Annotated in this window: 15 protein-coding genes; all 15 read right to left on the bottom strand. The window is 34.7% G+C overall.

Annotated elements, in window-relative coordinates:
- Positions 1-8 precede the first annotated feature (8 nt).
- The 15 genes from G7Y42_RS01575 to G7Y42_RS01505 all read right to left on the bottom strand — a co-directional run bounded on the left by G7Y42_RS01575 (position 9) and on the right by G7Y42_RS01505 (position 18610).
- Complete coding sequence (locus tag G7Y42_RS01575) at positions 9-1151, bottom strand: aminotransferase class I/II-fold pyridoxal phosphate-dependent enzyme (protein WP_165003235.1); 1143 nt, start codon at positions 1149-1151, stop codon at positions 9-11.
- A complete protein-coding gene (locus G7Y42_RS01570) occupies positions 1141-1818 on the bottom strand; it encodes an acetyltransferase (RefSeq protein ID WP_165003232.1) in 678 nt (225 codons plus the stop codon). The genes G7Y42_RS01575 and G7Y42_RS01570 overlap by 11 nt, the downstream gene beginning before the upstream one ends.
- Positions 1791-2939 (bottom strand): UDP-N-acetylglucosamine 2-epimerase, encoded by a 1149-nt coding sequence (gene neuC / locus G7Y42_RS01565; protein ID WP_165003230.1) that lies wholly within the window; start codon positions 2937-2939, stop codon positions 1791-1793. Before neuC ends, G7Y42_RS01570 begins: the two co-directional genes overlap by 28 nt.
- Positions 2936-3940 (bottom strand): N-acetylneuraminate synthase, encoded by a 1005-nt coding sequence (gene neuB / locus G7Y42_RS01560; protein WP_165003227.1) that lies wholly within the window; start codon positions 3938-3940, stop codon positions 2936-2938. Before neuB ends, neuC begins: the two co-directional genes overlap by 4 nt.
- An 11-nt stretch (positions 3941-3951) precedes the next feature.
- Positions 3952-4959, bottom strand: a complete 1008-nt coding sequence (locus G7Y42_RS01555; RefSeq protein WP_165003225.1) for a UDP-N-acetylglucosamine 4,6-dehydratase family protein — start codon at positions 4957-4959, stop codon at positions 3952-3954.
- 12 nt (positions 4960-4971) lie between these two features.
- Positions 4972-6393, bottom strand: a complete 1422-nt coding sequence (locus G7Y42_RS01550) for an oligosaccharide flippase family protein (RefSeq protein ID WP_165003223.1) — start codon at positions 6391-6393, stop codon at positions 4972-4974.
- 4 nt (positions 6394-6397) lie between these two features.
- On the bottom strand, positions 6398-7459 hold the full coding sequence (locus tag G7Y42_RS01545; protein WP_165003220.1) for a polysialyltransferase family glycosyltransferase: 1062 nt from the start codon (positions 7457-7459) through the stop codon (positions 6398-6400).
- 1 nt (position 7460) lies between these two features.
- The gene (locus tag G7Y42_RS01540; protein ID WP_165003218.1) at positions 7461-8888 is read right to left on the bottom strand and encodes an O-antigen ligase family protein; all 1428 of its coding nucleotides are present in this window, start codon (positions 8886-8888) and stop codon (positions 7461-7463) included.
- Complete coding sequence (locus G7Y42_RS01535; RefSeq protein ID WP_165003215.1) at positions 8881-9843, bottom strand: beta-1,6-N-acetylglucosaminyltransferase; 963 nt, start codon at positions 9841-9843, stop codon at positions 8881-8883. The genes G7Y42_RS01540 and G7Y42_RS01535 overlap by 8 nt, the downstream gene beginning before the upstream one ends.
- A 27-nt stretch (positions 9844-9870) precedes the next feature.
- Positions 9871-10962 carry a glycosyltransferase family 1 protein gene (locus tag G7Y42_RS01530; RefSeq protein WP_165003368.1) on the bottom strand — a complete coding sequence of 364 codons (1092 nt, stop codon included), beginning with the start codon at positions 10960-10962 and terminating at the stop codon, positions 9871-9873.
- 19 nt (positions 10963-10981) lie between these two features.
- Positions 10982-12022: a glycosyltransferase family 2 protein gene (locus tag G7Y42_RS01525; RefSeq protein WP_165003213.1), complete on the bottom strand. Its 1041-nt coding sequence runs from the start codon at positions 12020-12022 to the stop codon at positions 10982-10984.
- A gap of 19 nt (positions 12023-12041) precedes the next feature.
- Complete coding sequence (locus G7Y42_RS01520; protein ID WP_165003211.1) at positions 12042-13433, bottom strand: sugar transferase; 1392 nt, start codon at positions 13431-13433, stop codon at positions 12042-12044.
- Positions 13434-13636: 203 nt separating this feature from the next.
- Positions 13637-15775, bottom strand: coding sequence for a glycosyltransferase family 2 protein (locus tag G7Y42_RS01515; protein ID WP_165003209.1), 2139 nt, complete (start codon positions 15773-15775; stop codon positions 13637-13639).
- Positions 15776-15816: 41 nt separating this feature from the next.
- Positions 15817-17400 (bottom strand): class I SAM-dependent methyltransferase, encoded by a 1584-nt coding sequence (locus G7Y42_RS01510; protein WP_165003206.1) that lies wholly within the window; start codon positions 17398-17400, stop codon positions 15817-15819.
- The gene (locus tag G7Y42_RS01505) at positions 17390-18610 is read right to left on the bottom strand and encodes an ABC transporter ATP-binding protein (protein WP_165003204.1); all 1221 of its coding nucleotides are present in this window, start codon (positions 18608-18610) and stop codon (positions 17390-17392) included. Before G7Y42_RS01505 ends, G7Y42_RS01510 begins: the two co-directional genes overlap by 11 nt.
- Positions 18611-18618 lie beyond the last annotated feature (8 nt).

Genomic DNA, 18618 nt, shown 5'->3' with positions numbered 1-18618 from the left:
CAGCACTCCTACTTAAATAATTTTTTAAACTCTTCAATTACAAATTCTTGTTCGCTCTCTGTCATGTTACTCCCAGATGGCAGACAGAGTCCGCTATTAAACAATTTTTCAGATACACTAGTACCTTCATCATGGTAATACATCTTTGAGCTATGAAATAATGGTTGTAAGTGAAGTGGTTTCCATAGAGCTCTAGTTTCAATATTTTTTTCGTTCATTTTATTTATTAAATCAACTACTTGATCAATAGAATTATAACCGTTAATTGTTAAGGTAGACAACCATCGATTAGGTACCATATCTTCTACTTCTGGCATCATTTCAATTCTGTCCAATCCAGAAAAAGCGTCCTTATATCGATCAAAAATCTCTCTGCGTTTAGCGACACGGTCATCTAAAACTTCCATTTGTCCACGTCCAATCCCAGCAGAAATGTTACTCAGACGATAATTATAGCCTATTTCACTGTGTTGATAATATGGTGCTTGATCGCGTGCTTGAGTAGCTAAGAATCTTGAATGCTCGACATATTTTTTATCTTTTGCTACTAAAGCTCCTCCACCAGAAGTCGTAATAATTTTATTTCCATTAAATGAATAAATACCAATAGTTCCAAAGAGACCAGAAGAAACTCCTTTGTAAGTTGAACCTAAAGATTCTGCAGCATCTTCCACTACCGGGATATTGAAACGATTCGCAATAGTTAAAATTTGTTCATAATTAGCCATTTGTCCATATAAGTTCACTACTATGATTGCCTTAGGCATTTCATTATTTCTTTCTGCATCTTCTAAAGCTCGTTCTAGAGCGATGGGGCTCATATTCCATGTGTTAGGTTCTGAGTCAATAAATACAGGAGTAGCCCCTTGATATAGAATCGGATTTACTGAAGCAATAAATGTAAATGAAGGCGCAAAAACAATATCATTTTTACCTACATTCAATAAACGTAATGCCAAATGGATAGCTGCTGTACCTGAACTTAATGCTGAAGCTCCTCCTTCAGAACCAGTATATTGTGTAATACTTTCTTCAAATTTATCAACATTTTCTCCTAGTGGTGCTATCCAATTATCCTTGAAAGCCTTAGCAACATATTTTTCTTCTGTCCCACCCATATGTGGGCTTGATAATAAAATTCTAGAATTCAATATTAATTCCTTCTTTCATAATTTTAGCAGGCGTGCCATAAACCAAGGTATGAGATGGAATGTCCTTAACAATAGTACTGCCTGCGCCTATCATACACCAAGAACCAATTTTCTTCGTCTGGATACATTGAGAGCCAATTCCAATTTGAGTTCCTATTCCTACTCTTACCCCTCCAGCTAATGCCACTCCTGGAGATAGATGAACATAACTTTTAATTATACAATCGTGTTCGACAATACAACCAGTGTTTATTATGACATGTTTTTCAATTACAGCGTCTGGATTAAGCACAGCATTCGCAAAAATAACAGTTCCAGGTCCAATAGAAATTGATTCAGCAAGAATAGCACTAGGATGAATAGCTACCCCATATTGTTCACTAGATAAATTCAATTGTTCCACAATTTTTTTTCTCACAGCACAATCACCAATAGCTATAATAAACTTATATTTTTCTTTCTCTTTATCCGTCCATTTGTTCAGTTCTTTTATTGTACCAAGATACTTTAGTCCTTGTAATTTAACATTATTATCATCGAAAAATCCATAAATTTTTTTATTCTCTAATCTTAAAGTCTCAAGAATGACCTTTGCGTGCCCACCTGCGCCAATAATGATATATTGATATTTGGAATATTTTAATAAGCTATTTTTTTCTGAATCCACTTCAACTCTTCCTTCTCATCCAAAATTTTATTCAATATTTTGACTATTCTTTTGGCACTTCTACCATCGCCGTAGATATTTACAACGTTACTTAATTTGTTTAAAAAGACAGGATTTTGAACATACTTTAATGCAGTTTCAATTTCATTAACTTCTAAATTTGCATTTATAATGTTTGGAGATTGCTCACGTCCGTTTTGCCTAGTTCCTAAATTTATAACTGGTATTTTGAAAGAAGCTGCTTCAATTATCCCAGAAGAAGAATTCCCAATCATAAACCTACATTCTTTCAATACTGTTAAATATTCTTCAGGATTTAAGTTGCTTATATATATGATATTTGAAATAAAGTTTTCTTGGTATATTTTTCGAATAATCTCACTTCCAGCATCGCTATTAGGTAAAATGCAGATAATTGGAACTGATTCATTCTTCATAGCCTTTATCAAAGTCAATACTTGTTTTTCAATATTTTCTAATTCTGTAACCACAGGATGAAACACTTGTAAAATATATTCTTTTTTCTCAAAATTAAAATTATATTTTTTTTGTATACTCTCAAAACTAGGTAATTTACTATTCAAGATTGTATCGATTCTAGGAGCACCTACAGAAAAGATTCTCCAAGAATCCTCTCCCATTTTTAATAAACGTTCCTTACTCTTCTTTGTAGCAGTAAAATGAACTGAAGATAACTTTGAAACAGCATGTCTAATTGATTCATCTACGGTACCAGATCTTTCACCCCCATGAATATGAGCTGTTTTGATACCCAGATATAAGCAAGCAATTCCAGCTGCTAGCATTTCTCCTCTATCTCCTAACAATAAAACAAAATCAGGGTTATGTTGCTCAAAAATATTGGTAAAACCACTTATTTCTAATGAAACTGAGCGTGCCATGTTTCCCTTCGTATTTTCTAAGAAGAGACTCTGAACTTCTCCAACAATTTTAAAACCATCTTTTAAAATTATTTCCTTGGTAAATCCATATTGATGAGCTAGATGCATACCAGAAACAACAAATGACACATCCCAATTGCTTCGTTTTAATTCTTCAGCAACTGGCTTATATATTCCATAATCAGCACGAGTGCCACTCACTATAAAGATTTTCTTCATTCAACATCTTCCTCAAGCAGAATGCTATCTGCGCTTATTGATTTCTTGACCCTTTTCCCAATATATTGATATAAATATTTAGGTGCTAATCCATTTCCCGGACGTTTAATTGTAAGAGATTCTTCTGATAGAGTATCTCCGACACTCAGATCTTTAGTAACAACTAAACTTTTTCTAGAAACATCTTTAGTGCTAAGTTCAGATGGCATTGCTCTTTTAACACCATCACCTAGAAAAACTTCAGCATTTCTAATATGATTTACAAACTCCTTAAATTCTTTAGGATCCAAAGAAGCTTTGTGGTCTGGCCCAGGCAATGACGTATCCAAAGTAAAATGTTTTTCAATCACTTTTGCACCCATTGCAACTGAGCAAATCCCAACGTCATACCCTAAAGAATGGTCAGAATACCCTACAGGCACATTAAATGTTTCCTTCAATGAATTGATAGCTAATAAATTAATATCTTCAGGAGCAGCAGGATAGTTAGATGTACAATGAAGGATTGTTACAGGACTATCCACAAAACACGCCATAGCTTCTCTGACTTCATCCATATTAGACATACCCGTAGATAATAGGATTGGTAGTCCATACATATCAATTTTTCTAAGAAAAGGTAGATTGGTTAGATCTCCGGAACCAATTTTAAATCCTTCTACCCCTATTTCTTTTAAAAATGCCGCACTTTCGTCATCGAAAGGGGTAGACAAAAAATCAATTTCCTTTTGCGCACAATATTGTTTTATTTCAATAAAATCTGACTTTGATAATTCCAATTTTTCTAACATATCAAATTGAGAACCATCTTTCTCCAAATTAGCTTTCTGATATTTTGCCATTGGAGCTTTTTTAGAAACTAATTTACTTGTCTTAAATGTTTGGAATTTAACCGCATCAGCTCCACATTCTTTGGCTTTATCAATACTTTTTAAGGCTAAATCAAGACTTCCATTGTGATTTACTCCAATCTCCGCAATTATATATACTTGAGATTCCATTTTTCTCCCCCTTACCACTCGATAATCTTATTCTCTTTTACAATATTGATAAATTCTTGTCCGCTCATTAAATCAGTAGTATCCGAAGAATATGCAGTGATTTTTATTTTTTCATAGTCTTCATAAAGTTTATCAGTTGCATGATAATGTGGTGGGATAATATACATTTTATCATTTTCATATGATCGCTCAATTTCGTCCACAGTCATCAGCTCTTCATATAGCTTTTCACCAGGTCTCACACCTACAATTTTGATTTCACCTTTATATTTACTCTCATGCGTACTATTATACAAATCTATCAATGCCTGAGCTAAAGTTAAAATTTTGATTGAAGGCATTTTTAGAACATACGTCTCTCCAAATTTTGAGTTCATAGCAGCAGACAATACTAATTTTGCAGCATCTGGTATAGACATCATAAATCGAGTCATATTACTATCCGTTAGTGTGATGTCCTTATTGTTCTCTAATTGTTTGCAAAAAAGGGGGATTACCGATCCACTTGAACCCATGACATTGCCAAATCTCACGCAAGAAAAATTTGTTTCTGTTTTTCCTTTATATTGATTTGCAGCGATTATTAACTTTTCACTTAACAATTTTGTCGTTCCCATCGTATTAGTAGGACTTACTACTTTATCTGTACTAATACCTACAAAATGTTTAACATCATTTTTTATTGCGGCGTCTATTACGTTTTGAGTTCCCATCACATTTGTCTTCACCGCTTCCATCGGATTATACTCGCTTGCTGGAACGTGCTTCATGGCTGCAGCATGGAAGATAATGTCGACATCGCGACACGCATAATCAATTCTCTGAGGATCCCTGATATCACCAATTAAAAATCTTAAATTAGAATACTGGGAAAGTTCTTGTTGCATATAAAATTGTTTTTCTTCACCACGGCTAAAAATTCTAATTGCTTTTGGTTCAAATTTCAATAGTTGCCGAACGATTTCACTTCCAATGGACCCAGTTCCACCAGTAACTAATATTGTTTTTCCTTTAAACACTACTACCACTCCTTATGAATTATAATCATCTATAATTCGATCTTTGTTTTTCAAAAAATAAATACCGAAACTAATAATCAATAACAATGTCAGTACATAGCGAATAACTATTTGATTGATTAATACATGAAGTGCTAATGAAAAAATCGATACAAAAACTATTATGATACATATTTTTTTTGTGTCAAATAATTGTTTGCCTGTAATTTTTTTTGCAATATTATAATGGAACAAGAAGAGTAAAAAGTAAGTAAATACTGTCGTATACCCTGCAGCAATAATTCCAAATTCAGGTATAAAAATTATATTTAACAATACATTGATTACAGCACTTGCTATTGTCCCGATAGCTATAAAAGATGTTTTTTTCTCATAGAATTCCGCATTGACTGGGAAACTATACAAAAATTGGAAGAAATACCCTAAAGTAATAGGAATAACCAAAGATAATCCAGGATAATATTCTTTTGGAGCCATAAATTTTGCCAAATCTATGGAAACAACCATCACAATCATTGTAATTAGAGTAAACGCTAAGAGATAGTAATTGCTAACTTTTTTCACTGTCTTCTCATTTTTTTTACTCATTTCACCATAAAACCACGGCACCCACGCGTTATTAGTTGACATCCATACTACACTTAAAATTATACCTATATTGCTGATATATGAATATATTCCTCCAGCAGCAGGACCTAAATAGGAATTAATCATAATTCTATCAAATTGAGCTAAAACTATATTTGCTAAAGAATGTGGTATCAAAGGCAATGAAATTTTTAAAGCATATTTCCATTGTTTTTTATCAAAAAAGTGCTTTCCCTTAATCATTATTCGCAAATATATTATTAAACCAATTAATACAAAGGCTAATGTTCCACCAACTACTCTACCAATATATTTATTTTCTACGTATAAAGTTTGCATCAGTGCTACGGAAGCAGCCACATTCAATATAGTAGATACAAATGATAAAATTAAGTATTTAAAGTGATTAAAGTTAATAGTAAAATATGCTTGAATATAACTAATTACAAAACTAGCAAAACTTTGTAACAACATTAAATTAAACACAATTTGATTCATATTAAAAAATTCATCTGTAAATACAAAATATATATTTCCGAATATTAAAAAAACAGTTAATGAAAGGGTAGCTAGTGAAAGCGCAGCTGACATGAACTCATTTATTTCATTTTTATAATCAAAACTAGCATTATTAATAGCTGAATTTAGACTTAATCCAACCAGTATTGAAAAAATTGAGACAAAAGATGCAAAATTATTAATTAAACCATATTCAGCTTGAGTAGTAATATTTACAAAAATTGGAATAGTTATAAATGAAATGCCTTTAATAAAAAAGTTTCCGATTGTGTACCAAAAACTTGATTTGATTAGTTTTGATTTGGAAAGTGTGTTAATTAATCCCATGAATTTATTCAACCAACTTTCTTAGTTCGTCCCAACTTGAGGGAAGTAATATTTTCTTTTCTGATAAATTATTATATTTTTGACAAAATAATGCTATGTTTTCTAATGTTTCTCTTTTTGCATCAGCCAATGTTGGATATTCTCTGAGAATCAATTTTGCTAACAAAATGGAGTTTATATTTTTTTCAAACATCATAGATGGAGAAAAAGAAATAGTAGATATTGGACTGATTAAAAGTGTAGAAGAAAAATCATTTTCAGCTAGTAATACTTCAAACGGTAGCTGTGTTCCCAATAAGTTGATATTTTCCCCATAACGATTTAAATCAGATCTAGGATGTAATTTAACCACAGTTTCTCTTGATTTAGGTAGTATTTTTTTTACGCGAGTAAAAATTATTGTCTCATCAACACCATAACCATCATTAAGCAAAGGTTGATCAAAAAAAATACTTTTATTTTCAACAGAAAGTTTCTCTAAACCAAAAATAGCTGTAAGAGTACTCATCAATTCACTTTTTTCTGCTATTTTAGGTATTTTTTTCACGTCTTTAACGTCATAAAGCAGCAACTCCGGGCAATAAACAAAATAGGTATCAATCTTTTTAGAAAAAATGCTATATCTATTCATTGTCATAAAAAACTTTTGAATATTTTTACTAGTTAAAAAGATATTATTATTTAAATAGGTCCCTAAACCGTCTTCTATATAATTCAATTTAACATTTTTATTATTTTTATAAGCATTTGAAAAAAGAATCTTTGTAAAATAATTCTCTCCTTGTATAAAAATCTCATCATAATAATCAAATTTATTAGAAAAAAACTGGTTATGATTAGTAATTAAATTTAATTTTCTTTTTAAAGTGGAGCCTATTTTTTTATGATCCACTAAAATAACTCTATCGAATATCCCTAATTTTTCCAAACGTTGACTATATGTCGTTGCATTTTCAAACTCCGAATATATATACAAGTCACTTTTTGATTCTTGATAAAAATTTTTATAAACGTTTATTATGTTAATCAAATGTAAAGGAGTCCAGGCAACAAAAGCAATCCTCATCTCAATTCTCCTTTTTTAAATATAGGTAAGATAAATTACCTAAATAATACCAAAAAACAATTGATATTACATCGCGTTTATTGAAAAGTACATGCGCTTCAACCATTTCATCTACAAAAATAGATAATATAAATATCAAAACAATTCCGAGAAAAACATAATCTACTTTATTGGTCAAGAATGCTTTAATCAGATTAAAAAGATTACATGCATAAAAAATATAAAAGAATATAAATCCAATTATACCACTAGATACAAAAACTTGAAGGAATCCATTATGCATATTTCCATGAGCCCTCTTCAATTCATTCTGATCAGAAGTACTAAGTTCAACCTTATTTAAAATTCTTCCATCACTATTACCGTAAAAATCCGTCTCACCATATCCAAATAACGGTGCTGTTTTCATCGCCTTTGCTGCCGCTTTCCAAATTGCAAAGCGTCCAGCTGAAACTTCTGAATCATTATCAGAATGTTGTAATACCACTTTCTTTGGTGGATTTGTATTTTCTTCATTTTTTTCAGGCTCTACAATTTTGACTTCTTTTTCAATTGATATAGGAACTGTAGCTAAAAAATCTTTAGCATAAGTGTTACCAACAGAAAAATATAAAAGTAATAGAAGTAGTAGACTTAACAACCATCTAGTTTTTATAGATGTGACCTTAGCTATGCTTTTTCTAAAACTTGAAAAGGACAGTAATAAAACAAACAATATTAAAAAGCTACATATTACTGCTTGTGCTCCTCTTGAAGACGAAAGTGTGATGTAAAATACTTGAACAATAAAGTTTAACCCATAAAATACACGAGTTTTCGTAGTTAACTTTCTTATTAACCCGCTAATTAAACTCAAAACAATAGACGTATATCCAAACATAGCTCCCACATTTGGGCTAGTATATACACCAAATAATCTGTGTTCAATAAATCCTTGTCTAGCAAATAAGCCTGGAGTACCTGTTGGAACATGATAAGCAATTAAAAGCACAAATTGGTAAAGTGATATCAATGCAGCAAAAAAAACTATAATGATAAAAACATTATTAAATTGCAGCATTTTCATTTTTTTTGTTTCTTTACTTTGCGAAAAATCAGTAGGGAAAATTACTATTAGGGTGATTAATAAATAACCCAAATTATAAAGTGAAGGAATTAAAAAATGTTCTCTATTTAGTAATATCGTTACCATAAAGCTAAGTATTGCTACAATTAATAAAAAGGAGTAAGACATTTTAAAAAAATTTTTTCGTATAAAAATTTCGTATAATACTATACCACTTCCCCATACAAACGCTATTTTCATGGGTATGTTGGTTATATTAAAGGTACTAGGCATAAAATAGAACAAACAGATTATTAAATTTACTATCCTAAATAAATCGCGGCTCAGAATATTTTTTTTGAAAACAGAAATTATTTTATTCATTTATACTTCCAACTTTCAGAATTTCATTGTCAATTTTATTTAATAGTTTATCAGAATACCCTGACTTAACCTTTCTCACAAAAAGTTTATCACTCTTTTTTATTTGATTAAAATCACGTTCATCAAACCACTTATTCATTGATGGATCAATAATATGAATATTTGCTAGCCTTGAAGTTTGTAACGGAGTTTCTTCTACATTTCTCAATTTCAATGGTTCATCAGGTCCATGTACAACATTTTCATTTTTATAGGATGAGTTGAAAAAAAGAGTATGAAAAAATTTTTCATCGGAAGCAAACATGCCAATTTTGAAATTTAAATAGTCTTCCTCATTATCTTTATACATAGTCATTAATTCCTCTAAACATTCTTTGGAAAGAGCCCACCATTGAGAGCCATGGTATAGATCAAATTTATGATGCCTAATTTTTGGGGGAAGCTTAACTAACCTTAAAAAACGATTAACCATTGCTCTAAATGTTTTAAAGACAATTGTATTGTTTTTATTTATCATAGGATAATCATGTTTTTGATAAACATCTATATGTTTAGCATAAAATTCCTTGTGGTCTAAATTATCTAAATTTATTCCCCTGATAAATTCTATTGATTGATTTTTTTTAAAGTAATTATATATATATTCATTATCTTTGATTGGATAATCCGCTCCCGACAATAAAACATATTTTAAATACTTTCCATTTTGTAACGCCTTTAAAACTAAATTAATTTCAGCTTGAACAATTGAAAAACCTCCCCAATAAATTTTTACACGGTCATTTCCTCGTAAAAAATTCACGTTTTTATACAATTTAAATTCTTGTATAAATGGTTCAATATTAGTTTTTTTATCAATATGAATAAAAAAAACAGCATTTTTATTTAAACGATCAATCAATCTTTTTAAGTTTTCAATATCATTATATGCCAATATTAAATAGCAAATTTCCAAAAAAAATCACACTCCAAAGATTTAAATTTACTTTCCAATCTCCCTGCTATATATGTTTTCCATTTGTGCAGTGGTATATGAAACATCATAGCTTTTTAGTTCTTCTGTTATTTTATTAGTATATGGCTTTGTATTGATTTGATTTGCCCATTCTTTTGCTGTATCATTCAAAGATACAAATACAACATTATCTGTAAGTTTAGTATCTCTTGAAATTGTGTCTGCCAATACTAACTTTAATTCTGCTGCTTGCGCTTCTAATCCGACCATTGGCAATCCTTCATATAAAGATGTCATAACAAAAACATCCATAATAGACAATAATTCTGGAATATCGTTTCGTTCGCCCGTCATAATTACTGAGTCCTTGATCCCCAGATCGGATATTTTTTCTTCTAACATTGCTCGAAGACTTCCTTCTCCGATTAACAAAAGCTTGGTATGTTCATTTATATGGTTTAATTCTTTTGTTATTTCTAATAAACGTTCTTGATTTTTTTGTTTTTCAAGTCTTCCTATATTTCCGATAATAAAGTCCTCTGTAGACAAGCCTAATTCCTTTCGCTTGCTTGCTTTTTCTTCGTCAGTAAACTGATAACTTTGCAAATTAATCCCATTGTGCACTATTTCAAATGGATGGCCTTTAAATAAACTTTCCCCAGCCTCTTTACTGACAGCAAGAAAATCTGTTGCATTCGTTAAAAGCAAATATGTCAGAAATCTACGTAGCCAACTCATTACCATATTTTGAGATTTCCCGTCCTCTGTAGCATGACTGTGAGCGATTCTTTGTTTGATACCATTTTTTTTCGCTAGCCATAGATTAATACCGCCACCAAAATAAACTTCATTATGAGCTATGCTGAATGATTCTTTTTTTAACAGTCGATTGACTTGAATCAAATATTTGATAATATTTTTTTTAGGATTTGTAACAACAAATATTCTGCCACCTAATTTTTCAATTTCTGCATGGTAATCTTGAACATCCTCATAATCATCATAGATTAAAAAATCAAATTGGTATTTTGAACGGTCAATCTTGCGGTACAAGTTCATCATGAATGATTCAGCACCGCCTAATCCCATTCTCCCTTGAAAATGTAAGATTCTTTTAATCATTTTTCGCCTCCATAAACTAATAAACACGCTTCAAAGCCGCCATCAATCCAGGCATTTTGACTTCCACGAAGCTTCCCATTTTAACTGCTGACAAGAATAATGGCGCTGGCATGTTATAGAGCCATTTTGTCACTTTTTTTGCATTTGAATCAGCTAATGCAATTTTTTTTGCTTCTTTTATCGCTTCATCATTTAGTATCTGCATTGCTTCTTGTTTTTTCTCTTTAGATGTTCGCGTAGAAGTTTCATAGATTGAAAAAATCACCGAAGTAGTACCTTTTAAAAAAAGTGAAGCCATCCCAGCCTTGTCTTTTTCTTTTGTCACAAAATTAGCAAGTTCATAAAATTCTTTAAATGTTTGGAATTTATTTGGATTATATTTGTTCGTGATTCCTTTCCCGCCTTCGAAATCATAGATATATTCGATCTTAGGATTCAAAATCACTTGTCGGCAGTGTTCATAATAATTGAGATTGAAGATACGATCTTCACAGCTGCTATAGTTTTTGAACCTAATCTGATGCTGTTCTATGATGTCTCGTCGATAGCACTTGTTCCAAACAACGTACATCAGTTGCTGGTTCATCAGCTGATACATATCATTAACAAACAACTCGTGACTTGTGTATCGATATGCTGGAACCAGATAGTCTTTTTCTGAAATCAATTTTTCATCGCTTAGCGTACGGAATGTAAAAGAACTGATAATCAAATCTGAATCGGGTTCTTCCATCAATAATGTATGATAGTCTGATAAAACTTCTTTTATCGGCGCATCATCCGCATCAAAAAACAGAAGATACTTACCTTTCGCGCGTGTGATTCCTTCATTTCGCGCAAGTCCGGGACCTTGATTCTTTGTCGTGATCAATCGGATTTTCTCATCTTCTTTAACAAATTCCGAAATGATCTGTTCCGTATGATCGGTGGAGCCGTCATTGATCAATAGCACTTCATAATCTGGAAAATCCAATTGACTTAGCGTTTCTAATGTCCGTAAAATCGTGTCTTCAGCATTATAAACTGGGACGATAATACTAAATGTCGGATGATTCATTTATTTCTAATGCCTCCATCTAACGATACGTTTTTTCTTTTGGAAATGCAATTTCTGCTAATGAGCGGATATTTTCGTCTTCATCCAGTCCTTGAGAAGACATTTTGTCAAACAAGATTTTGATTGTTTGCAGTAAGATTTTTAAATCTAGCAGCAAGGAATATTTTTTGATGTACAGCAAGTCAAAGCGCAGTTTGCTGTTGTAATCAGAGACATATTTCCCATAGACTTGTGCATAACCGGTGATCCCAGCGCGCACATTGTGTCTCAAGTAATAATAAGGATTCTCTTCGTTGAACTGATCCACGAAAAATGGTCTTTCCGGACGTGGCCCAACGATCGACATATCCCCTTTCAAGACGTTGAAAATCTGTGGCAGCTCATCAAAACGCACGGCACGGATAAATTTACCAACTGGTGTCACTCGTGCATCGTTGCTTTTTGCCAGGACTGGGCCTGATTTTGCTTCAGCTGTGGCACTCATCGAGCGAAATTTATAGATCGAAAATTCTTTCTGGTTTTTCGTGATCCGTACTTGTTTGTAGATGATCGGACCTGGGGATGTCGTTTTCACTAAAATTGCTGTGATCAGCATGAACGGTGAAGCGATGATCAATAAGACTAGAGATACGAGAATATCGAATAGCCGTTTGAACAGTTCGTATTCCGGCTGGATCCTGAAACCAGAAGCTTCAATGATGCTTTCGTCTTCAAAATTCATGATATTCGGATTGATCATTGTCAGATTCTCAAAAGTCGTATTCAAGAATAGCTTTTTATCTTTTTTCGTCACTAGCTGATAGATTTTGATTTTCTCTTCTTCTTCGATATGAGAAGCCAGATAAACGATATCGATGTCATCGATCAATTCTTTCGTATGCGCATAGTAATCACCGATCACCACTGCTTCTACCTTATGCTTGTTGTTTTTCTTCGATTGGAAGTTCTGGATAGCAGGCGCTACGTCTTTTTCTTTTCCCACGATCAAGACTTTTTTATCGCGGCTGACACTCAAATACAATTTGTAAACGAGTATTCGGTACAAACTCAGCAAAAGCGTACCGAGAATAAAGGACATCATGATCACCAGACGCGGAAAAGCAAACCAGCGGCCAGCAAATGTTACGACCATGATCCCGAGCATCATCAAGACTTGCCCGATCACCGTAATGAAAACAATGTCACTGATCGTCCGATTATAAAAGACATATGCACCTAATAAAATATTCAATGCAATAAAGATGATAGAAATAAAGATCGCTGATCGCTGGAAGGTCTCAAAGTTTCTTGCTGGAACTTCTCCTTGGAATTTCAGCAGAAAGCTAAGATAGATCGATACGTTGAAAACAACAACATCCATCAGGATAATAAATATCCGACGTGCTGCATTCCACTCCCCATTTTTATTCATATATACACTCCTAACCATTAAATAATGCCTCTATCATCTTACCATAGCCAACTTTAAAAACCTAGTGAATAACCAAATTGTAAAATAAATTAAAAGAAAAAAACCTTGTCTTTTATACGGAATGATGCAACTTCCTATACAATATTGCCGAAGTAAAAAAACTGTCTCTTCATCCATTTAGATGAAGAAACAGTTTTTTGTTTTTAATCCGGTCTCAGCGAGAAGTCGCCGATCCCTTCTTTTGTCAGGTTATCATTATAAAAAGGATCATGTGCGATATACGCAGGCCATTTGTCCTGCATCTTCTTGATTTCTCCGGCGAAACGTTTTTGTTTTTCCGGTGTATCTTCGTATCCTCTTGATTTCGATTCGAAATGATAAAGTTCTGCCTGATGGGCATAAACATTGTTGCGGCCTAATTCATAGACTTTCAAGCAAAGATCGACATCATTGAAGGCTACTTCTAATGTTTCGTCAAACCCGTTGACTGCTTTGAAATCTGCTGCTTTGACCATCATGCAAGCGGCTGTGACTGCTAAATAATCGACATCGATAACCAAACGGCCGAAGTACCCGCAATGTGTCCGGTCGTAATTATTCAACGCATGTCCCGCAACTCCACCAATTCCTAAGAGAACACCGGCATGCTGTGTCGTGTCATCTGGATAAAAGAGCTTCGCACCGACACAGCCGATCCGATCGAATTGCGCATAGGAAACCATTGTCGTCATCCAATTCGGTTCGATGACTTCTGTATCGTTGTTCAGGAATAAATAGTACTTTCCGCTTGCTTTTTCAGCGGCTAGATTATTGATGCGTGAATAATTGAAAGGAATATCGATCAATTCGACGATAAACCGATCATTCAGCTGTTTTTTGTACTCGGCAAACAATTCCTGCATTTTAGGATCGGTGCTTCCATTGTCTGCGATGATGATCTCATAATTCGGGTACGTGGTCTTCTCGATAATCGAATCAACACATACTTTCAAATCATCATAGCCGTTTTTAGTCGGGATGATGACACTGACCAACTCTTCCTCTAGCACTTCATAAGTGACTTCATAAAATCCGGAGATTCTCCCAGGACGGACTTTCCCTTTGATTTTCCGTCTTGCTAATGCGTCTGTCAATGCTTTTACGCCAGAGTCATAGATATAGCTCTTAGCTTCGCCGCTGCTAGCAGTCGAGCCAGGGATCGTACGCCAATGATACAAGACCCGATCGATATGATAGATATGCTCTGCCGGAATCTTTTCTGTGAATCGAAGGACCAGATCGTAATCCTGTGAACCTTCATAGCCTTTGCGAAATCCGCCAAGCTCTTTGACGATACTGGTTCGATATACACCTAAATGAGAGATGTAATTATTGCCCATCAAGGTATCTGGGGACCAGTCTGCTTTGAAATGAGGATCGAACCGATTCCCATCTGCATCGATTTTATCTTCATCACTATAGATCAAATCCAGTTCCGGGCGTTCATTCAAGACTTTTGCAACTTCATATAAAGCAAATGGCGGTAATTCATCGTCATTATCTAACAAGGCGATAAATTCACCTTCTGCCTTTTCCAACGCAGAATTAGTCGCTAAACTGATATGACCGTTTTCTTCCCGAAAAACGACTTTGATCCGTTCATCTTTTGCCTGATAAGCTTCGAGACATTTTCGAATCGCTGGATCTGTCGAAGCGTCATCACTGATGCATAATTCCCAATGATCATAGGTTTGAGCTAAGACTGAATCGATACATTTTTCCAGCCATTTGATCTCTACGTTGTAAACAGGCATCACTACTGAGATCAGTGGACGATAAGCAAATTCTTTTGCTTGATTCTGCTGAGCTTTCAGATCCACTTTCTCGTGTCTGGTGATCCATTCTGCATAATCTACGGAGCCTGGCTTCAATTCTAGTTTTATACGACGGATCGCTTTTTTCACACCATGTGTACGTGCATAGTTGATTCCTTTTTTTAATAACCGTTTTTGTTTCTGCCATGCCGACTCGATTCCGTCATCATAAGGGTAATGGGCATTCAACTTCACTGCGATCCCATTCTGGTGTTCTTTTGTCTGGAAATCCAGAATCGCTCTTCCTCTCATCTTGCCGGAAAGGCGGATCTTGAAGCCGCTTTGTGTTTTCACATCTAAACCATAGAGATGGTTGATGTCCAGTCTTACAACGGGTGTCGTTTCTGCTAATAGATTGTCTTTATCCACTTTTATTTTAGGGATTTCTTTTGTCACTTCATCAATTGCCCAGCCGACAACGAGCAGATCCCCTGAAGCGCGCTCACGAGTGATCTGATCTATAAATACGGCAATTTCTTTCTTCTGCACAGTTCAGTTACTCCTTTATCAAATAAGTTAGTTGTGATTGTCTACATTTCAACATGCCATGAACGGCCGTTTTCAGCAATGACTTCTACCAGAAAGGCTTGTTCCTGTTCACAGAGGATCTGTAGTTCGAACCCTGCTTTGGTGTCTTCCGGCAACTGTTCTGCTTGATTGACTTCATCACGAAGGATCGGAGTTGCATCGAAATAAGGCGATTGATCTGCTGACAATTTATAAGATAGCGGTGTCCGATCTTCTTTTGAGATTCCCCAGCCAACGATTTTCAAGATTTTTGTTTCTGCATCCCATGTTTTTTCGTCGATCCGCAGAGATAACTCTTTTGCTTGGATCTTTTTGGCTGTTTCTTTTGTACGACGCATTCCTTTTGGTTTGATAGACCATTCATTTTTGTCCAATAAAGAGCAGTAACGATTTGTTGTCGTTTGAAGATAATGATCTAACGCTTCTTTTTCTTCATTTGATTCTTGGAGTTCTTTTTCCAATTCTGCGTTTTTTTGGCGTAATTCTTTCTTGACTTCATTCATCGGTTTGATTACAGCTAGAACTTCTTTCATCGTATCTGTCAATTCGCCGATAAATCGATAATGACAATGGATCGTCAAGTCTTTGCCAGCTGCTTCGGTAATCAAGAATTCTGGTACTTCTTCGCCATCGAATAAGTAGCAATCACTTGGAGTCTTGATCACTGCATTCGATTGGATAAATTCGACGCAGTCACCTGCTACTTCTGCACGGAATTCAATAAAGCCTGGTTGCTTTTCAAATCGTATCGCTACTGTTTCCGTGCTTTCTGCGATTGGAAATGTCAATGTCTGATTTTCGCCAGTAAAATTGTTGAATGGGATCTGCTGTGCGGTTTCCCCTTGCGCGGTTTGCTGGATCATTTCCATGACTTTGACATAATTCGAGTTTTGCGGCTGGACCGCTTTGCTTTCGACTGGGTGTTTTTTCAACGAGAAGAAGTATTGATACACTTCGCCGAATGGACGCATTTTAAAATCATATCGAACAGCTTTCGGTAATTCTTCATAAGTAGAGTCCAGTTCTGTATCTCCTACTGCTAAGTAAAGATAGTCCTCAATATTGATATGCAACCCAGCTCTTTCAAACACTTTCTTGAATCCTGTATGTGTGTAAAAAGAATTGTGTGTCTCATCTAACAAGCCATAAGAAGCCCATGGCAATTCATTGTTGAATAGATCGATCAAGACTGAATTGTGTGCCAAGTTAGGAAACGTGATCAGGATTTCGCCTTCTTCATTCAGAAATTCTCTGACTTTAGCCAGTGTTTTGCCTGGATCCACTAAATGCTCTAACACATCAGCAAACAATACATAATCAAAGGTCTGTCCGGCAAAATAGTTGGCCCATTCGAAGCTTTCGATATCGCCGTAAAACCCGTCTTGTGCAAAATCGCTGACATAATCGAACAATTCCTTGTCTAATTCGACGATGCTTACTTCACAATTTTTTGCGCCGATCATATGCTTCGTTAATCGGCCATTTCCCGGTCCGAATTCTAAGACCTTACTTCCAAGCTTGATCTGAGCAGCGATTTTCCCTACACTGCTTTGTTCGTCTAGATCCATTTCAAAATCATACTTCATCGTTATGACTACCTTCTTCCCACTTATGATCCAAGATCACGATTCCTTCACCGATATAAGAACCATTTACAAATAGATTCATGTATTTCGTCTTGTAAACCAAAGGAACAGTCGCGTTTTCTTCAAAAACCGCCACATCAAAATAATACTCGCCAGCTAATAAACCTAACTTTTCGTATTCAAGATAAAAGACATTCTTTCCTTTTTTCCAAGGAATCTTGATCCCATCCAATAACGTATTCAAGCCGCACACATAAAAATTATCGACGGTGCGCAAAGCGATTCCCAGTACCGGATTTTTGATCGAGTCATCTTTTACTTCATAGGTCACTTTGACTAAAAGCGTCTCTCCTTGGTCTAAAACATCGATCGGATTTTTGTCTTTGTCCAATAATTCTGCACTGAGTACATCCACGATGTCAGGTGACGCAAAACGTTCTACTTGATTCTTGTTACGATCAACAGTTTTTACTGACTTTTTCTTCAGAAAGTTCTCATAGTTTGTCGTAACGTCCATCGTATCTCCGTATTCAACGACCTCTCCGTTTTTCAGCCAATAAGAACGGTCACAGAAACGACGGATCGAACTGATATCGTGAGAGACGAATAAAATCGTTTTTCCAGAATTTTTGATTTCTGTGAATTTTTCCATACATTTCAACTGGAATTCCAAATCGCCAACGGCTAAAGCTTCGTCTACGATCAAAATATCAGGGTTGACATTGATCGCCACAGCAAATGCCAGTCGGACAAACATCCCGCTTGAATACGTCTTGACTGGCTGATAGATATGATCGCCGATATCTGCAAATTCAATGATGTCATCGACCATCCCATCGATTTCTTCGCGAGAAAAACCGAGGACCATCCCATTCAGATAGATATTGTCGTAGCCCGAATATTCAGGATTGAATCCTGAGCCCAATTCAAGCAGCGCAGAAATCTTCCCTTCGATTTCCATCGTGCCGGATGTGGGTGTCAATACGCCAGTGATGATTTTCAGCATGGTTGATTTTCCCGAGCCATTTTCGCCCACGAAGCCGATCATTTCTCCTTTTTTGATCTCCACATTGATATTCTTCAATGCATAAAACACATCATGGTAGGATTTTTTGAATGGATTGAGTGCTTCACGGAAGCGATCCGTTGGTTTTGCGTACATATTATATGATTTTGTGATGTTGTTTAATTTAATCGCATATTCTGTCATGTTTATTC

The organism is Enterococcus sp. ZJ1622 (genome assembly GCF_011038845.1).
Classification (GTDB): Bacteria; Bacillota; Bacilli; order Lactobacillales; family Enterococcaceae; genus Enterococcus_B.
The sequence above is the reverse complement of the archived record's forward strand: the minus strand, read 5'-3'. Positions and strand labels throughout refer to the sequence as shown.